Genomic DNA, 16511 nt, shown 5'->3' with positions numbered 1-16511 from the left:
TCTGGCGCTCAGCCACCGTCACGCGCCCGAAAGGCCCGGCGGTGACGCTGCGTGACACGGCGCCGACCAGCCGCGCGATGGTCGTCGCGGTGATGGTGTCGATGGTCGCCTTCCTCGACTCCACCGTGATCAACCTGGCTTTGCCGGCCACGGAGCACGACCTCGGCGGCGGATTGGCGCTGCAGCAATGGATCGTCGACGGTTACCTGCTGGCGATGGCGGCCGCAAATCTGCCCGGCGGATCCATCTCGGACCAGTTCGGGCGCGTTCCTGTAATGCGGTTCGGGCTGTTGGCATTCGGGGTGGGCTCGGTTTTGGCAGCGGTGGCCGCCTCGCCGGCAATGCTGATCACCGCGCGCCTGACCCAGGGCCTCGGTGCGGCCTTCCTCGTGCCCGGCTCGCTGGCACTGATCAACACCGTGTTCGACAAGGCGCACCAATCCGCGGCGATCGGCGTCTGGACCGGGTGGACGGGAACGGCGTTCGCCCTGGGCCCCCTGTTGGGTGGCGTGTGCGTCGATTTACTCGGCTGGCGTTGGATTTTCGTGTTGTCGGCGATCCCCATGGCGCTCGGGTATGTGCTCACCTTTTGGCTGTGCCCGATGTCGGGGCGGATCGAAGGCGCCCGTGTCGATACCGCCGGGGCGGGCCTGTCGGCGGTAGGGCTGGCCACGACCGTATATGCGCTGATCGAATCGCAGCGCGACGGCTGGACCGACCCAACGGTCATCGTGCCATCGGTGATCGGGATCGCCGCATTCGCCGGCTTCGTGGGCTGGCAGCGCCGGAGCGCATCGCCCATGCTTCCGTTGCCGCTGTTCGCCTTTCGCAACTTCGCTGCCGCTAACCTCGTCACCGCCTTCGTCTACGGCGCGTTGACGCTGGGATCGCTGGCGATCGCCCTCTACACCCAAGAAATCGGCGGATACTCGGCCACCGCGACCGGACTGGCCACCCTCCCGATTCCCGTGGTGTCGTTCGTGTTCGCCCGACACATCGGCCGCGCCGCCGAGCGGATAGGACCACGCGTGTTCCTGATCGCGGGGCCCGCCTTGGCGGGGATCGGCCTGCTCCTGATCCGCCCGAAACCCAACGGATTCCACGCGATCACCGATCTGGCCCCCGGGATAACGGTGCTGGCGATCGGGTTGGCCGCCACCATCACACCGCTGACGTCGGTGACGTTGGCCTCGGTACCGACCGAACACAGCGGCCTGGCGTCGGCGATCAACAATGCCGTCTCGCGGCTCGCGGCGCTGGTGTCGATCGGATCCATCGGTTTGATCGGCGTCGGCGTTCCGAGCGCCGCCGGCTTCACTCACGTATTAGAGGTGTGCGCCGGGCTATTCGTCTGGGTGCATTGTTCGCCGCGCTATTGATAACCAATCCCGCTGCCGGGTGCCAATTTGTGCCCTGTGACATCGCGGCGGTGTGCCGCGACCGGCCCGGTGTGCAACCCGCCCTTGCCAGCAGCCCCTCGGCCGCGGCCGAACCGTTCCCTCCGGAGTGAATGTGTCCCACTCGACAATCGATCCGGCGGCCAGCGCGGGAATCAATCCGGCCGCGATGGCGTTCGGCTAGCGGTGGCGGACGCAACGAGATGTCTTAATATCAGCCGATCGAGAACTCGTGAACGGGGGACACGGTGCTGAGACTGTTCAAGCGTGCATGGGTTCCGTTGGTCGTGATCGTCGCACTTATCGTCGGTGGCGTTGCGGTGCAGCGGCTCCACGGCGTCTTCCCAGGGCCAGGTCTGGCCAAGCCCGATCCCCGGGACGCGACCCCGCCATACGCGGCTAAGACCGCCGTCTACGAAATCCTGGGACCGGCCGGGACGACCGGCGTCGTCAACTGGATGGACGCCGACGCGCAACCGCAGAAGGCCAACTTCACCACGCTGCCGTGGTCGCAGACGATCGTCGCGGAAATGTCCGGCATCTTCGCCCACGTCGTGGCCCGAGGGGACAGCCCCACGATAGGCTGCCGGATCACCGTCGACGGGAAATTGGTCGATCAACAGCAGGTGAACACCCGTGACGCGCAGGTTTCCTGTTTGGACAAGTCCGCGTGACCGACAGCACGAGCGACACGGACGAAATCCCCGTCGCGCCGCACTACGAGCTTGAGCGGAAGCCGCGGCTGGCGCGCACCATCCGCGTCCTGGCGCTGCCCATCGTCGTGGTCTGGCTGCTGATCGCGGTCGTCGTCAACGTCTTCGTCCCACAGTTGGAGAAGGTTGCCGAGGATGTCTCGGTGCCGCTGTCGCCATCCGATGCGCCGTCGGTGACCGGGATGAAGCACATCGGAGAAAAATTCAAGGAGTACGACTCCGACAACCTCGTCCTGGTGACCTGGTCGGTGACAAGCCTCTCGGCGAGGACGCTCACCACTATTACGACGAGCTGGTCAAAAAGCTGAAGCAAGACACCAAGCACGTCGAACATGCGCTCGACTTCTGGGGGCAGCGATTTACCGCCTCGGGTGTCGAGAGCTACGACCATAAATCCGCCTACGTCCAGGTCAACCTGCGCGGTGACCAGGGCGGCGCCGTCGGCGACAAGTCGGTGGATGCGGTTCGCCAGATCGTCGCGGATTCGAACCCGCCGCCGGGGGTGAAGGCCTACGTCGCGGGTCAGGGAGCCCTGACCGACGACACGATCGTCGTGGGTAACGCGAGCCTGTTCAAGATGACGATCATCACCATCATCATCGCGATCATGCTGATGTTCGTCTATCGCTCCATCGGCACCGTGCTGCTGACGATGGTCATCCTGTTAGTCGGGCTGGCCACCGGTCGGGGCGTGGTTGCACTGCTGGGCGACACCGGCATCATGGGACTGTCGACCTTCGCCGTCAACCTGCTGACGGCGCTGGCCATCGCGGCCGGGACTGACTACGCGATTTTTATGGTGGGTCGCTACCAGGAGGGTCGCGAGCGGGGACTGGACCGCGAAGCCGCCTACTACGACACCTGCGCGGGGTCACCAAGGTGGTGCTGGGTTCGGGTTTGACGATCGTCGGGGCGCTGGCCTGCCTGCATTTCACTCGGCTGCCCTACTTCAGTTCGCTGGCGTTTCCCTGCGCGATTGGTCTGCTGGTGGTGGTGGCCGCCGGGGTGACCCTGACACCGGCGTTGATCGCGTTCGCGAGCGGCTTCGGCCTGTTCGATCCGAAGCGAAAGTTCAACTACACCCGGTGGCGCCGGCTGGCGACGGCCATCGTGCGGTGGCCGGCACCCATCCTCGCCACTTCCGTCATCTTGGCGATCGTCGGCGCCGTGGGATTGTCCGGCTTCAACCCGCGCTACAACGACCTGTACTACCTACCGAAGAGCGCGTCCTCGGTTCAGGCCTACGACGCTGCCGATCGACACTTCACCCAGGCCCGGCTGAACCCGGACCTGCTGATGATCGAATCGGACCACGATCTGCGCAACACCACCGACATGCTGGTCCTGGACAAGATCGCCGGGGCCATCTTCCGGGTGCCCGGCATCGAACGGGTGCAGAGCATCACCAGACCTCTCGGACCACCGATTCAAGATGGATCCGTTCCGTTCCAGCTCAGTGTGCAGACCGCGCCCATCCGCGACAACCTCAACTACCTCAAGGCTCGCGTCGGCGATATCAAGAAGATCACGGGTTTCCTCGACACTCAGATCAGCCTCTCGGAGCGCCAGTACGCGGTGACCCAGCGGCTCGCGGACGCCGCGGACGACAGCTCGAAAACCACGGGGGAGACGGCTGCCATCACGGACGAGATCCGAGACCATATCGCGGATTTCGACGATTTCTGGAGACCGATTCGTAGTTACTTCTGTTGGGAGAAGCACTGCTACGACATCCCGATCTGCTGGTCGCTACGGAGCCTGTTCGACGCCTTGGACGGATTCGATCAACTGGCCGAGAAGTTCCATTCCCTCACCGGCGACCTCAAGAACACGGCGACGGCCACGCGGGAATTGCTGGCGATCATTCCGGAGAACATTGCCGTCACAAAAGCCATCCGCGATACGACGCTGACGATCTACAGCACGTTCGACAGCCTGATCGATCAGTTCGATCGGCTGACCGACACCAATGCCGTAATGGGCAAGTCCTTCAACGACTCTCAGATTGAGAGCCTCTTCTACCTGCCCCCCGAAATCTTCTCCAACCCGGACTTCCAACTGGGGTTGCGGTTGATGGTGTCGCCGGACGGCAAGGCTGCCCGCTTCATCATCACTCATTGGGTGGATCCGGCGACGACGGAAGGAATCGCGTCCGTCGACAAGGAACGCAACGCGGCCAAAGAGGCGATCAAACTGACCTCGCTGCAAAACGCCGACATCTATTTCGGTGGCACGGCCGCAACGTTTTACGACATCGCCAACGGCGCCAAGTTCGACCTGCTGATCGCCGCGGTCGCCTCGATCGTGCTGATCTTCATCATCATCATGGTGATCGTCACCCGCGCATTGGTCGCCGCGGGCGTCATCGTCGGCACGATCGTGATGTCGCTGGGAGCCGCCTTCGGGTTCTCGACGCTGATCTGGCAGCACCTTCTGCACTTCCAGTTGCACTGGTTGGCTACCGAATTCGCGCTGATCGTGCTCTTGGCCGTGGGGTCGGACTACAACCTGATGTTGGTATCGCGTATCGAAGAAGAGATTGGGGCCGGCCTGAAAACGGGGCTCATCCGCGGGATGGGTCTCACCGGCCCGGTGGTGACCGCGGCCGGTTTGGTGTTCGCCGTCAACATGGCGACGATGATCACCAGCGATCTGCTGGCGATCGGTCAGTTCGGCACGATTGGGTTGGGCCTGATGTTCGACACCTTCGTCGTGCGATCACTGATCACGTCGTCGATCATGGCGGTGATGGGACGCTGGTTCTGGTGGCCCAAGCGGGTACGGGTCCGTCCGGCCAGCCAAATGCTTCGGTCCGTCGGGCCCCGCCCGCTGGTTCGCGCACTGTTGCACCAGCCACGGCACGCGGTGCCGCGGACATAGCTGCGGCCTAGCGTCGCACTGCCCTACGGTTCGCGCTGCGCCGCTTTGGCGGCTTCGCGCCGGGCTTTCTCCTTGACGTGCGTCGAGCAGGAATGCCCCAGGTTGCAATGGAACTGGTCACTGCACTCGTGCGAGCAATAGACCGATGCGCCCGGTTGCCAGTCCGGATCGGACAGGTCACGCTGTGGCTCGTCCGGATCGAACGTATGGCCGCAATGTACGCAGGTCCTGGTCTTGGCCTTGGTTCTAGCCATACCGCTCAGGCTACGCGCCTTCGGCCCAGAAATCGTTGCTGATTTCGCATCGACAACGCATGACTCACCTGGGTGAATTCGCGGTAGGGCGATGACGGCTCACTCCGCCTGGCCGCAGGCTCGATGCGAGGAGATCCACGGGCGGCTGCGCGCGGCAAGCGAATAGGCGGTGACCAGGCGATGAGGGGCGACGAGCACGTGCACAACGTGACCGGCACCCGCGAATTGGTCACCGCGCGGCTGCGCCTGCGGCCGTGGGCGCGCGGCGACGTCGACGCCGTGCTGGGAATTTTCGGCCAGCCAGAGGTGACGCGGTGGCTGGCGCCCGCGTTGGCCGCCGTGCTCGATCGCGGCGCGATGGGGGAGGTGTTGGAGCGCTGGATCATCGAGCACGATCACACAGGCCTGCCTATCGGGCGTTGGGCCGTCGAAAGCGAACGTGCCAAGACGGTGATTGGGGCGGTGTCGCTGCTGCCGTTGCCTCCAGGCGACAACGACCTGGAGATCGGGTGGCAGATCGCCCCGGCGGCGTGGGGCCACGGCTACGGTGCAGAAGCGGGTCGCGCAATCGCGCACCAGGCGTTCGACCAGGGCGTCAGTGAAGTGTTCGCTGTCGTGCGTCCGGGTAACACACGTGGCGTCGCAACCGCTCGACGGGTCGGGATGGAATGGGTGGGCGAGACGGACAAGTACTACGGCCTGACGCTGCAGGTCTACCGCCTTACCGCCGCGGACCTAGATTACCCCGAACCCGCCGGGCCTCGGGTGCGCGGCCTGTGAAACTTCGCGCGAGCACGAGTTAGTTTGGGGCAGAGCGTATCCGACGCATGACATCCGTCAGCGTATTTCTCACCCGGGGTGATATGTGGTCTGGGCGATGACAGCCCACCCTGCCTTGCTGCAGGCTCAGTACAACCAGGAAGGGTCCCCGAATGCACTTTGAGGCAAAAAGGTCATTGTCGTCGGTGGCAGCGCCGGCATGGGCCGGCAGGTCGCGATCGACATAGTCGATCGTGGCGGGACCGGTAGCGAGCGGACCAAAAGATTCTGGCGTGCTGGACGATGATTGCGAACTCAATGAAGGAGCAACCGTGCCAAACGAATACAGCAACGGCAACCGAGTCGCACCCGGCTCCGCAGTCGACATCTTGAGGCCGGGCGGCCCGCCAGCTGAGTCTGTCGGCCGCGCCGAAGGCAAGTCGGTGTTCCTCGGGACGATCGGTGTGCGCCACATCGTCGATAACGTTGCGGCGGACGGGTGCTTCTCGGTCCTCGAGCATCCGGTGTCACCCCGAGCGTTAGCCGCCCCGCTTCATCGCCACCACAACGAAGACGAGTACAGCTGGATCATCGAAGGCCGCGTGGGTGCGTTGCTTGGCGATGAGATCCTCTATGGGGAACCCGGCGATTTCATCTTCAAGCCACGAGGCCAATAGCACACCTTCTGGAACGCGGGCGATGCGCCCGCCCGCATTCTCGAGATTATTTCCCCGGCAGGATTTGAGCGGTTCTTCGACGAGCTTGCTGATCTCGGCGGCGTGGGCAAGATAGCGACACAGGACCTAGTTGAACTCTGCGCGCGGTACCAGCTGGAGATGGATGTCGAGACCGTCCCCGCGCTGTGCGAACGCTTCGACGCGAAATTCCCCGGTGAACCGATTTGAGAATGCCTGGCGGCGTTCTAGATCCCAGTCAACGGCGACCCTGAAAGGTTCATCATGAAGATCGTAATCATTGGCGGTCGTGGGCTGATCGGTTCGAAAGTGGCGTCCAAGCTCAGCGCGCAGGGGCACGAGGTGATCGCCGCATCCCGCCGGTCGGGTGTCAATTCACTTACCGGTGAAGGTCTCGCCGCGGCCGTCGCCGGTGCGGATGTCCTTGTCGACGTGGCCGATTCGCCGTTGTTCGACGATGAATCCGTGCTGCACTTCTTCACGACAACGACCACGAATCTTCTGTCTGCTGAACAAAAGGCGGGAGTCAACCACCATGTCCGTGGTGGGCGCCCAGGTCATGCCAGATAGCGGCTACAACACCGCCAAAGCGGCTCAGGAAAATCTGATCACAGCTTCGGGCCGGCCGTATTCAATCGTGCGGGCAACTCCGTTCTACGAATTCGCGGTTGGCTTGGCCGATTCGGCGACAGACGGGGACATCGTCAGGCTGCCGCACGCGTTGTTCCGCCCCATCGCCGCCGACGATGTCGCGACCGCCGTGGCTGGCGCGGCTGTCGGGCACCCGACCAACGGAATAATTGAGGTAGCCAAACCCGAAGCAATGGGGATGGACGATTTTGTCCGCCGAGGCCTTGCCGCCGTTGGTGATCGACGTCGGGTCGTAACTGACGCGCAGGCTACATATTTCGGTGCGGTGATCGACGATCACACCCTGGCGCCGAGCTCGGACGCCAACATCTTCGCTACCCGATACTCCGACTGGATCGACGCGCATTCCCATCGCTCGGGCCCATAACGCCGCATGTTCGGCCCCGAGTGGCGGGCACGTTTCGTATGGTGTTGACCATGGACGATGTCACGCCCGTCAGTCGTCGCCGGCTGCTCCAGCTGGCCGGCGGCGCAGGAGCAGCGGCAATCGTGAGCGCTGCGGACAATTGGCGACTGCCTCAGCATTGCCGCCCAATTCGGCGTCGGCCGTCATGTTGTGTCGAGATGCGTGGGGCGCTCGCCCCGCCCGGGCCGGCGGCAGGCCCCACACGATCACTCGCATGACGCTTCACCACGAAGCAGTTGTCTCGGGAGACAACCGAAATGCCCCGGGCCACCTTCGCCAAGATCAGCGCTACCACCAGGACAAGCAGGGATGGGTCGACATCGCTTACCATGTCGGCATCGACCGTGACGGCAACAACTACGAATTGCAAACCCCACAGATCGCCGGCGACACGGCAACCGACTACGACACGACCGGACACTTCCTGGTCCTGTGCGAAGGAGACTTCGACCAGAAAGTCGTTTCCGAGGCCCAACTTCACAGTGCCGCGCTCGCTTTCGCCTGGGCCGCCCAAACCTTTCACATCGCCAGCAACACCCTGGCCGGCCACCGTGACCTTGCCCAAACCTCATGCCCGGGCGCGAACCTGTACGCCCATCTTGCGTCGGGGGACCTCAAGCGCCGCGTCGACGATCTGGTGGCCGCAGGACCCGTCAACCTCCAACACATCTGTGGGCCCGATGCGGCGACAACCGTTGCCGCCATCGAGGCGCGCTAATTCAGGGGGTCAGCTGGAGGTAGCGATGGACGTGGGCGATCGCCATGCCGCCTTCGCCCACGGAGGCCGCCACGTCCTCCACGGTGCCGGCAAGATACTCGAGTTCCTTTTCCCCGAGCGTCGATAACAGCGGAATAGTGGCCAACTCCTCGATGGTGAACACAACTGCCTCCCAGGATATTTCGCGGTGAAGCCGCCGGTTTGCGAGGGTGGTTTCGCGTGCGGTCTGCAATCTTCGATGCAGTGATCGTCCGCCGTCCGTCATGGCGGCGCATGAGGCATTCGCCCCAATAATGCCGGGGATCGGGGCTATGCACGGCGTGACAAAGCCTTGACGTGGGATCTAGATCCTCAGTCGCGCAAGTCTTTTCCGGTGGGCGCGGGGACCCAGCTTTGCAATGCCTTACGGCCGATCAATTGGCAGCCGTGTGTGTACGCCAATTGCTTTGCCGCAGTAGTAAACTCCTGGTTGCTCACCACAATGCTCCGCGTGCATCCATGATGACGCGCACCGGCAACCACTTGTTGGACGGCGGCGACGCCGACTGTTTTGCCGTGCCGCTTGCACTGGACCGCCGCGTACTGGCCATCCTTTTGCGCGATCAGGTCGACGCCATAGTCGCCGACGGCAGGGGTGAAGCTGACCTCCCAGCCCGCGCGCTGCATGCGGGTGGCGACATAGTCCTCGAACTCCACGCCGTCCATCGCATCGATCTGGGCGATTCCCGCAACGGTGCCCAGCCGCCACCGCGATCGACGGTAGGCGGGCTGTATCAAGCCCGCCAGCAACAGGCCACAGCACGCACCCACCAGGCCTAGAGCGACGCGGTGTGTGAAGAAACCAAAGAGAAGGCCGAAGTACAGGGGGAGAAAAACGAACGCGGTCTTCATGCCGTGGAAACATCTCGTAGGCGTCCGTCGTACGTGGCGGAAGCGATGATCGATGGCGCCCGATGCATGAGCCGATGATAGGGACGAGCGACGACAAACAAGGTGGTTGGCGATTCCGGCCGTGTCGCGCAGTCACCCTGGTTCGCGACGCATTCCGGACTCCGGCGGAGCAGAATCTAGGTGTCCCGCAACGAGTTGAAAACGATGGTGAGGGTGTGAAAATTCGCACGGTGTTGGTTGTGATGTCGGCAGTCTTGGTCGTGGCGGCCTGCGCGTCAGGCAAGCCCGACGGTACGTCGGGTGCTCCCACCCGGACGATCGCTACGGCACCCCCGACATCAAGCGTGACGTTGTGGGAGACCGGATCCAAGGATCTTTACCCCTTGATGGACGCGTGGGCCGCGGCCTATTACCTGAAATATCCGAACATCACCATCACCACGGACGGCACCGTATCCGATTTCGGAATCTCGCAAGCGGCTATGGGGGCGGTCAACATTGGCGCCTCCGGCGCCTACCTATCCGAGGATGATCTAGCCGCGCACCCGGGGCTGATGAACATCGCCGTGGCCGTCTCGTCGCTGCACGTCAGCTACAACCTGCCCGGCGTCACCGAGCACCTCAAGCTGGATGGCAAAGTGCTGTCGGCGATGTACCGGGGCACCGTCAAGACCTGGAACGATCCGCAGATCGCCGCCCTCAACCCCGGCGTGAACTTGCCTGCTACCCCGGTGATTCCGCTACACCGTTCCGACGGATCCGGCGATACGTTCCTGTTCACCCAGTACCTGGCGAAGCAAGATCCGGACGGTTGGGGCAAGTCGCCGGGCGTCGGCACCACCGTCGAGTTTCCGGCGGTACCAGGCGCGCAGGCTCAAGACGACGCCGACGGCAGGGCCGGCATGCTGAACGGCTGCGCCGCGAGCCCCGGCTGTGTCACCTACCACGGGACCGGTTACATCGACGTGGCCCACCAGAAGGGATTGGGTGAGGCCCAATTGGGCAACGCTGCCGGTAATTTCCTGCTGGCCGACGCCCAGAGCGTTGCGGCCGAGGCCGCCAGTCTTGCCTCGCAGACCCCGCCGAACCAATCGATCTCGCTGATCAACGGGCCCGCCGGCGACGGGTACCCGATCGTGAACTACTTATACGCGATCGTCTACAGCAACCAGAAGGACCCGCCACGGCGCGGACGCTCCAGGCGTCCCTCCACTGGGCGGTGACCGAGGGGAGCAGCCCCTCGTTCCTGGGATCCGTTCATGCCTACGTTTGGCCCCTGCCGGGTGGCGTCGCGAAGTTGTCCGACGCCCAGATCGCCAAGATTCCCAGCTAACCATTTTTGTGCGCGAAAGTATCGAAATTTAAAGACGCAGAACAGGTTTGAGCTCAAGTGGCAACCGGTTCGGCGAAACCTAGCCGACGCTTACGTGACTGTAAATTATGACAAGTGTTCTAACGGGCGGCAAATATTTGTTGCATCGGCTAATGAACGCGTCTCGGTGCGCCATACACTCCCGCCCGTGACGTCGATTGAGGTTGACCCCGACGGTTATGCCCGGAAATTGGGCCGAAATCCGGACTTGGACGGTTCGAGTTGCCATGTCGAAATGCACGACGAGGAGTATGACGAATTGCATGTGTCCGCCCAGCGAAGGCGCTCGCACGTCGGTGCGCTCAGCCAACAGCTGTGCAGTTCTCAGGCCGAACTGAAATCGACCTCAGCGCACTTCACCGAGTTGGCCGGCGAGATCCCTAACGACATCGCGGGCCTCAGCGATCGACTGTCCCGGATTCTCAATGCTGCAGCCGCCGAGGCAGAGGAGACTCGGGCGGAGGCGCGTCAGTTTGCGGCGACCGTTCAGATCGAAGCCGAAGCGTGCCGCCAGGATTATCAGTGAAGCCCGACTGGAGTATGATTCGGCGACCTCGCTGCGAGCCGATTTGGAGACGCAGAGCAAGCAAATGCGGGTTGATATTGCCAGGCTCAGGGAGCAGGCCGGTCTCAATGCCGCGGACGTCGTGCGGGAGGCCGAAGAAGCCGCCGAGGAAATGTTAACCAGCGTGCAGCGTGATATCGACGACCAGTTGACGCAGGCGCAGGCCAAGTTGGACGAACTCATCGACGTGCGTGCGCAAATCGCCACTCAGCTAAGAGATTTCTACGAGAAGTTCAACCAGCTGGACGGCTCGATGGCCCCAGTCCAGCGCGTCCAGGTGACGCGCCTGGCATCGAGCTCTTCGAATACTCGTCCCAGTCACGGCGCCCACGCGGCTGCTGAGGTGCACTTAGCGGGCGGTGCCATTCACAAGATTGGGTAGTTGGAATTGCCCACGCCACAACGGCGTTCCAGCTATCCGGGGTCTTTACCCAGTCCACGTTCCATGAAGCGCCCCATGGTCAGCACGGCGCGGCGACGCGGCATCAACCGGGTGGAGAGCAGGGTGACGAGGCGATTCGGCCGTCCGGGCATGACAAGGTGCTTGCGGCCGATGGCCCTTAGCGTTTCCGCCGCGGCGTCACGCGGGTCTGCGATCTGCCACCGGGGATACTTCGACAATGCATCCCCCTGGGTGTCCATCAGTCCAGCGGACATGACCAGTACGTCGACGCCGGTGTCGCGGGTTTCGTACCACAGCACCTCACCGAAAACGATCTGAAAAGCCTTGTTGGCCGCGTACGCGCCGGTGTACGGCGCCGGTATCAGGCCTGCCCCCGACGAAACGATCACGATGGCACCTCGTCCCCGCTTCGTCATCTGATGTGCGAAGGGGTAGATGAGGTTCACGTAGGCACGGGCATTGATGTCGATCATGGCGTTGTGGACCTCCAACGCCATGTCCAGAATCTTCGGTGTGTCCTTCGGGGTGTACATGTGATTGCAGACGAGGACGTCGACGGTGACGTCAGCCAGCTGGTCGACGATTTTCGGATAGACCGACAAGTCGCCGAGATCGGCAGCGATGGTGCGGACTTCGACGCCGTACTCGGTTCGAAGCGCCGTGGCCCGGGCCTCGAGCTCCTCAGCCAGTATGTCCACCAGTACGAGATTGACACGGCGACTGGCAATTTCGCGTGCATAGGCAAAGCCCAGTCCGCGTTCGCCGGCGCTGCCGGTGACCAGTGCCCAGGAACCCACGTATCGGTCGAGGGGATGATCTTGACTCACGAAAACTCCCATAGCGCTTTTGTCCAGCGTGCGAATAGTACGTGGAGCAGTGTCAACGCCACGTGTGGGGACGGCCGTCACGGTCGCGGCGCGGAGCGCCATGGCGACGAACCCAGCTCGGTCCGGGTGAAGGGTGTGATCTGCTGAAACCAGCTAAGCTTCACGGCACCGTGCCGGGGACGGGAAGGGGGTCATCGTGGCTGATGAGTTGGATGTCGATCTCGTCGCGCTGCACGTCGGGAGCAACCATGTGCTCAACGGGATCGGCGAGGCCGCCGTGGACTTCGTCGGCTATGAAGACGGCTTGGCCAATGCGGCGCCGGGTTGGGTCGGAACCTCGCAGCTCGCGTTGGCTCAGCTCGCGGCTCGGTGGGAGGCCCGGCATAGCCAACACAGGCTCCAGGTAGGCGGGTTGGGGACACACGTCGCCGAAGCATCGGTCGGTTACTCGACGAATGAGGATGAATCGGCTGCCATGATTAGGTCGGTGCGGGAACAGGGGTAGTGGGTGGGGTCGCTAACTCCTGCAGATGTCAAGCGCTGGGATTTGAACGCCATTCGCGCGGTGTTCGAGACGGCTACCGGACGCGCTAATACGTCGCAACGCTTGGGGGGAAAGCCTGTAACAGGCCCACAGCGTGCTCGCCGAGTGCCAGGGTGAAGCAGGCGACGCTTTTCGCGTCGACATCGGCAAGATTCGCCGCGACATCGAGGCGGACGGTGCGGAATCCAGGCAGGTGGCGGCGGCGGTGTCGCACGCTGAGGCGGACGTGAGCGCATGTAAGCGCGAGCTGGACAACATCGAACAGGCCGCTGCGGCGAACGGGTGGTCGGTCACGCCGGACTGGCGAATTGACTCCGGACCCAAGGGGATTCCGGCGAACCGACTCGACCTGGCGTACAAGCTGCAGATGCTGCAGGGCGAGCTCGACGCCTGCAAGGTGCATGCCCACACCGCCGATCACGAGCTGGCCAGCGCGATCAGCGCTGCCGTCGGTGCGGTGCCTCTTGATGCGGGAGGACCCGGGCCGGGTGGTCCGCCAACGCCACAAGGCCCACCCGCATCAGGCGCCAAGCCGAAGACCTGGCAGGACATGTTGATGCCACCCGCTACCGCCGACGCCCCGCCAGGTGGTGCTCCGTCGAGTGGGTCCCCGGCTCCGGCGGCCGCGGCGCCGGGCGGTACGCCGGCTCCCGCGGCGGTGGCGCCGGGCGGCACACCGCCGAAGGTTCCTGCTCCCGTGGCCGGCTGCAAGCCGCGGTCGCTGCAGGAGATGCTGTTGCCCAGGGGCCCCGTCCCGCTGCCTCAGCCGAGCCCGGCAGAGTTGGAGAGCGCCAAGGCGCTGTTGCGCAAGGTGATGATCGGTGATGGCGTGCCGCCGGATCAGATCGAGGCGCGGGTGAACGAAGTGGTAGCGGGCGCGCAGCGCTGGATCGACCAGGGCGGCATTCCTCCGTACATGCCTCCTGAGCCAAAGCCAATGCCACCGCCGGGATTTGGCGAGGGCTTCGCCGACCGCTGGTTTGCAACCGAGGAGAGCGTTCACAACCTTCTCGGGGTAGGGAATCGCGGATTACCGGGCGCGCTCGACGCGTGGAAGCAAATGATCCAAGGCACCGTCGAGGCCGTCCAAAACCCAGCGGGAGCGGCGATCGGCGAAGTGCAGAATTCGCACGGCCCGGCTTACTACCTGGGAGGTTAATCCGCCGATGCAGCCGTGACCTTACCGACGATGCAGTTCGGCGGCGAGGGGGCCGTCGTTTCACGCGCAGCCGAGGTAGCCGACCTCGATGCCGCCGCCGGTCTTCCACATGAAATTCCCGGCGGGCACCCACCGCTGAGTACGGGAAATCCCCTGCGCACCGAAATTGGTGAACACCACCCTCCCTTGGCGACGGGGCACCCAATCCCGGATGAGATTCCTGCTCATGATCCATATCCCATGGACAGCGCGGGCCATTATATGCCCGGGGCTTTACCGTCATATGAACAGCTTCGAGAAATTACGTCGACCGAGCCAAATAGCACATACTACTGGTCAGGGCGAAACGCTGCGGGGATTGGAGTCGGTCCTAATGATTCAGGCATAGCGGAACTTATCGCCCACGGGTCTGGTGGGAAAACGTTGGAGATGATCCTCGCAGAGAGGGGCGTTGATCCTCTGCCCGTGTGGAATCGTCATGATCCAGTGTCGGTAAAATTCTGGGAGGATGCCTCGGCAGCATATGCGGAAGGTTCACGGGGTAAAGTTACTGCAATTATCGGCTCCAACTTGCGCCCAGGAAATGTCTCGCAATCTGTTGAGATACCACGTCTCGTGGAAAATCCGAACGTAACTCGTATTGTGCAGATTGATCCAGACACTGGACAATTAGTCACAATTTTTGAGAGATAAGTGAGGTCACGCATTATGTTGTCGGATGACGACTTTGACATGAGCGACGCTATTGTGCTCTACTTGAAGCGGTATCCCGGAAAAAATCAGGAAAAGTTCGACTCATATTACGAGTCGGCAAGTGGGACTGTGCGAGAGCGGGTACGCGCGGTACTCGATGAAGCAATGCAGATTGAACCTGACTGGGATCGTCTTTCGTTAAATGAAGTCGGCGATTACGTGGAATCTGTCATGCACGATCGGCATCCGGAGCTTACCTCGAATGCGCTGGAAGCAATCGGTAATTACTACACTTTCTTGATGCGCTAGGTTGTCACCGCGGCTAACCATGAAACTAACCGAGCTGGAACGGTTTTGGGACCGGCGTTGTCCCCGGCCGGTTTCGAGCTGGACCAAGTGCAAGATGCTGAGGTTTATGGGGGTCTTGCGGCTTGGGTGGTTTACTTTCTGGCCAACCGAGGACATTGCGGTGTGCTTCCCGGCATCGGTGAGCCGCTGTAGCCTCCGCCTGAGTCGTTCTCGCCTGATACCCAAGATGCCCGCCTCATAGCGACAACTGGGACGTCGCCGGATTCTGTCGCTCGGAGGTGGGCATAACGAACGTCCCCCCGGCTGGAGGCCAGTGTGGCTCCTGTGACAACAACAGACCAACCTGTGCCGCCCCATAGGAATTAGCACCGTGCGCGCGGGCCTTGGTAACGCGGGAGACGGCAGATCAACGACGGTAACTAAGGGAGAGTATGAAGATCGGGATCTCGACGTTCGTCAATGACAACACCATCGACACGGTTTCGCTGGCACGAGCGATCGAGGAGCGCGGCTTTGCCTCGCTGGTCATCGCCGAACACACGCACATCCCCGCCAGCCGCGAATTTGCCTACCCAATGGGTGGCGAGCTGCCTGCGATGTACTACCGCACCCTGGACCCGTTTGTGACGCTGGCCGCGGCCGCGGCGGTGACCTCGTCCATCGAGTTGTTTACCGGCATCGCCCTATTGATCCAGCGCGATCCGATCATCACGGCGAAGGAAGCCGCCAGCATCGACTTGATCTCCAACGGGCGCTTCATATTTGGCGTGGGTGCCGGCTGGAACATTGAGGAGTTACGCGATCACGGCACCGACCCCAAGACCCGGGGCAAGTTGCTCGACGAACGCATCGAAGCGATCAAGGCGCTGTGGACGAACGAACCGGCCGAGTACCACGGCAAGTTCGTCGATTTCGACGCCGCGTACAGTCGCCCCAAGCCGGTGCAGAAACCGCACCCGCCGATCTTCATCGGCGGCAACTCGGACGCCACCGTTAAGCGGGTGATTCGCCATGACGCCGGGTGGATATCCAATGCCCTGCCTATCGAGCATCTGGCGAAGCGCATCGATCAACTACGCGAGGGCAGCGGTCACGATGTCCCGCTGGCGATGTTCGGTACACCAGCGGACGACCCCGACTATTGGCATGGCGCCGAGGGGTTGGGCTTTGAGCGGCTGGCACTGCTGTTGCCCACCCGGCCGCTCGACGAATCGCTGCGGTTGCTGGACGACTACGCCGCAAAGGTAAGTAGCTACCGCGGCTAGGGAGCCGCAC

At 62.9% G+C, this 16511-nt stretch carries 16 protein-coding genes and 3 pseudogenes; 14 read left to right on the top strand and 5 right to left on the bottom strand.

The annotated features are described in order from the left end of the window. Positions 1 to 41 precede the first annotated feature (41 nt). The 3 genes and pseudogenes from T428_RS25755 (at position 42) to T428_RS25750 (ending at position 4990) form a co-directional block, all read left to right on the top strand. Positions 42 to 1379 carry an MFS transporter gene (locus T428_RS25755; protein WP_245604796.1) on the top strand — a complete coding sequence of 446 codons (1338 nt, stop codon included), beginning with the start codon at positions 42 to 44 and terminating at the stop codon, positions 1377 to 1379. Positions 1380 to 1645: 266 nt separating this feature from the next. Continuing rightward, complete coding sequence (locus tag T428_RS0105085; RefSeq protein ID WP_025735623.1) at positions 1646 to 2071, top strand: MmpS family transport accessory protein; 426 nt, start codon at positions 1646 to 1648, stop codon at positions 2069 to 2071. After that, a pseudogene (locus tag T428_RS25750) lies at positions 2068 to 4990 on the top strand (MMPL/RND family transporter). The gene T428_RS0105085 and the pseudogene T428_RS25750 overlap by 4 nt, the downstream one beginning before the upstream one ends. Positions 4991 to 5013: 23 nt before the next feature. Here the strand turns inward: T428_RS25750 and T428_RS0105075 are convergent. Then, positions 5014 to 5244 (bottom strand): hypothetical protein, encoded by a 231-nt coding sequence (locus T428_RS0105075; protein WP_025735622.1) that lies wholly within the window; start codon positions 5242 to 5244, stop codon positions 5014 to 5016. Between the two features lie 180 nt (positions 5245 to 5424). Here T428_RS0105075 and T428_RS0105070 point away from each other — a divergent pair, with 180 nt between their 5' ends. The 4 genes and pseudogenes from T428_RS0105070 to T428_RS0105055 all read left to right on the top strand — a co-directional run bounded on the left by T428_RS0105070 (position 5425) and on the right by T428_RS0105055 (position 8473). Beyond that, positions 5425 to 6024 carry a GNAT family N-acetyltransferase gene (locus tag T428_RS0105070; protein WP_025735621.1) on the top strand — a complete coding sequence of 200 codons (600 nt, stop codon included), beginning with the start codon at positions 5425 to 5427 and terminating at the stop codon, positions 6022 to 6024. 272 nt (positions 6025 to 6296) lie between these two features. Next, positions 6297 to 6680, top strand: a complete 384-nt coding sequence (locus T428_RS34025; protein WP_245604795.1) for a cupin domain-containing protein — start codon at positions 6297 to 6299, stop codon at positions 6678 to 6680. A gap of 282 nt (positions 6681 to 6962) precedes the next feature. Further along, positions 6963 to 7716, top strand: a pseudogene (locus tag T428_RS25740) (SDR family oxidoreductase). A 253-nt stretch (positions 7717 to 7969) separates the two neighbouring features. Beyond that, positions 7970 to 8473 (top strand): N-acetylmuramoyl-L-alanine amidase, encoded by a 504-nt coding sequence (locus tag T428_RS0105055; protein ID WP_025735620.1) that lies wholly within the window; start codon positions 7970 to 7972, stop codon positions 8471 to 8473. A 1-nt stretch (position 8474) separates the two neighbouring features. Here the strand turns inward: T428_RS0105055 and T428_RS0105050 are convergent, their stop codons facing one another. Next, positions 8475 to 8636 carry a hypothetical protein gene (locus T428_RS0105050; RefSeq protein ID WP_156942859.1) on the bottom strand — a complete coding sequence of 54 codons (162 nt, stop codon included), beginning with the start codon at positions 8634 to 8636 and terminating at the stop codon, positions 8475 to 8477. 188 nt (positions 8637 to 8824) lie between these two features. After that, a complete protein-coding gene (locus T428_RS30910) occupies positions 8825 to 9364 on the bottom strand; it encodes a restriction endonuclease (RefSeq protein WP_025735618.1) in 540 nt (179 codons plus the stop codon). A gap of 242 nt (positions 9365 to 9606) precedes the next feature. On the opposite strand from T428_RS30910, the pseudogene pstS reads away from it, so the two are divergent. From pstS to T428_RS0105030, 3 genes and pseudogenes are all read left to right on the top strand, one after another. Further along, positions 9607 to 10697 (top strand): annotated as a pseudogene (gene pstS / locus T428_RS25730) (phosphate ABC transporter substrate-binding protein PstS). A 274-nt stretch (positions 10698 to 10971) separates the two neighbouring features. Beyond that, positions 10972 to 11262: a hypothetical protein gene (locus tag T428_RS0105035; RefSeq protein ID WP_025735617.1), complete on the top strand. Its 291-nt coding sequence runs from the start codon at positions 10972 to 10974 to the stop codon at positions 11260 to 11262. A gap of 64 nt (positions 11263 to 11326) precedes the next feature. Then, a complete protein-coding gene (locus T428_RS0105030) occupies positions 11327 to 11683 on the top strand; it encodes a hypothetical protein (protein WP_156942858.1) in 357 nt (118 codons plus the stop codon). Positions 11684 to 11715: 32 nt separating this feature from the next. On the opposite strand, the gene T428_RS25725 is transcribed toward T428_RS0105030, so the two are convergent. After that, the gene (locus T428_RS25725; RefSeq protein ID WP_084298631.1) at positions 11716 to 12633 is read right to left on the bottom strand and encodes an SDR family NAD(P)-dependent oxidoreductase; all 918 of its coding nucleotides are present in this window, start codon (positions 12631 to 12633) and stop codon (positions 11716 to 11718) included. Between the two features lie 94 nt (positions 12634 to 12727). Here T428_RS25725 and T428_RS0105020 point away from each other — a divergent pair, with 94 nt between their 5' ends. Both T428_RS0105020 and T428_RS34020 read left to right on the top strand, forming a co-directional pair. Then, positions 12728 to 13036, top strand: coding sequence for an RNA 2'-phosphotransferase (locus T428_RS0105020; RefSeq protein ID WP_245604794.1), 309 nt, complete (start codon positions 12728 to 12730; stop codon positions 13034 to 13036). A 133-nt stretch (positions 13037 to 13169) separates the two neighbouring features. Continuing rightward, the gene (locus T428_RS34020) at positions 13170 to 14234 is read left to right on the top strand and encodes a hypothetical protein (protein ID WP_245604793.1); all 1065 of its coding nucleotides are present in this window, start codon (positions 13170 to 13172) and stop codon (positions 14232 to 14234) included. A gap of 60 nt (positions 14235 to 14294) precedes the next feature. On the opposite strand, the gene T428_RS34015 is transcribed toward T428_RS34020, so the two are convergent. Beyond that, positions 14295 to 14462: a hypothetical protein gene (locus T428_RS34015; protein ID WP_245604792.1), complete on the bottom strand. Its 168-nt coding sequence runs from the start codon at positions 14460 to 14462 to the stop codon at positions 14295 to 14297. A 504-nt stretch (positions 14463 to 14966) separates the two neighbouring features. Between T428_RS34015 and T428_RS0105010 the strand changes: the two genes are divergently transcribed. Beyond that, positions 14967 to 15236 (top strand): hypothetical protein, encoded by a 270-nt coding sequence (locus T428_RS0105010; protein ID WP_245604791.1) that lies wholly within the window; start codon positions 14967 to 14969, stop codon positions 15234 to 15236. A gap of 431 nt (positions 15237 to 15667) precedes the next feature. Further along, entirely contained in the window at positions 15668 to 16501 is an 834-nt protein-coding gene (locus tag T428_RS0105005) for an LLM class F420-dependent oxidoreductase (protein ID WP_025735612.1), read from the top strand. The last annotated feature ends 10 nt before the right edge of the window (positions 16502 to 16511 follow it).

The sequence above is a fragment of the Mycobacterium genavense ATCC 51234 genome (genome assembly GCF_000526915.1).
Lineage (GTDB): Bacteria > Actinomycetota > Actinomycetes > Mycobacteriales > Mycobacteriaceae > Mycobacterium > Mycobacterium genavense.
The sequence above is the reverse complement of the archived record's forward strand: the minus strand, read 5'-3'. Positions and strand labels throughout refer to the sequence as shown.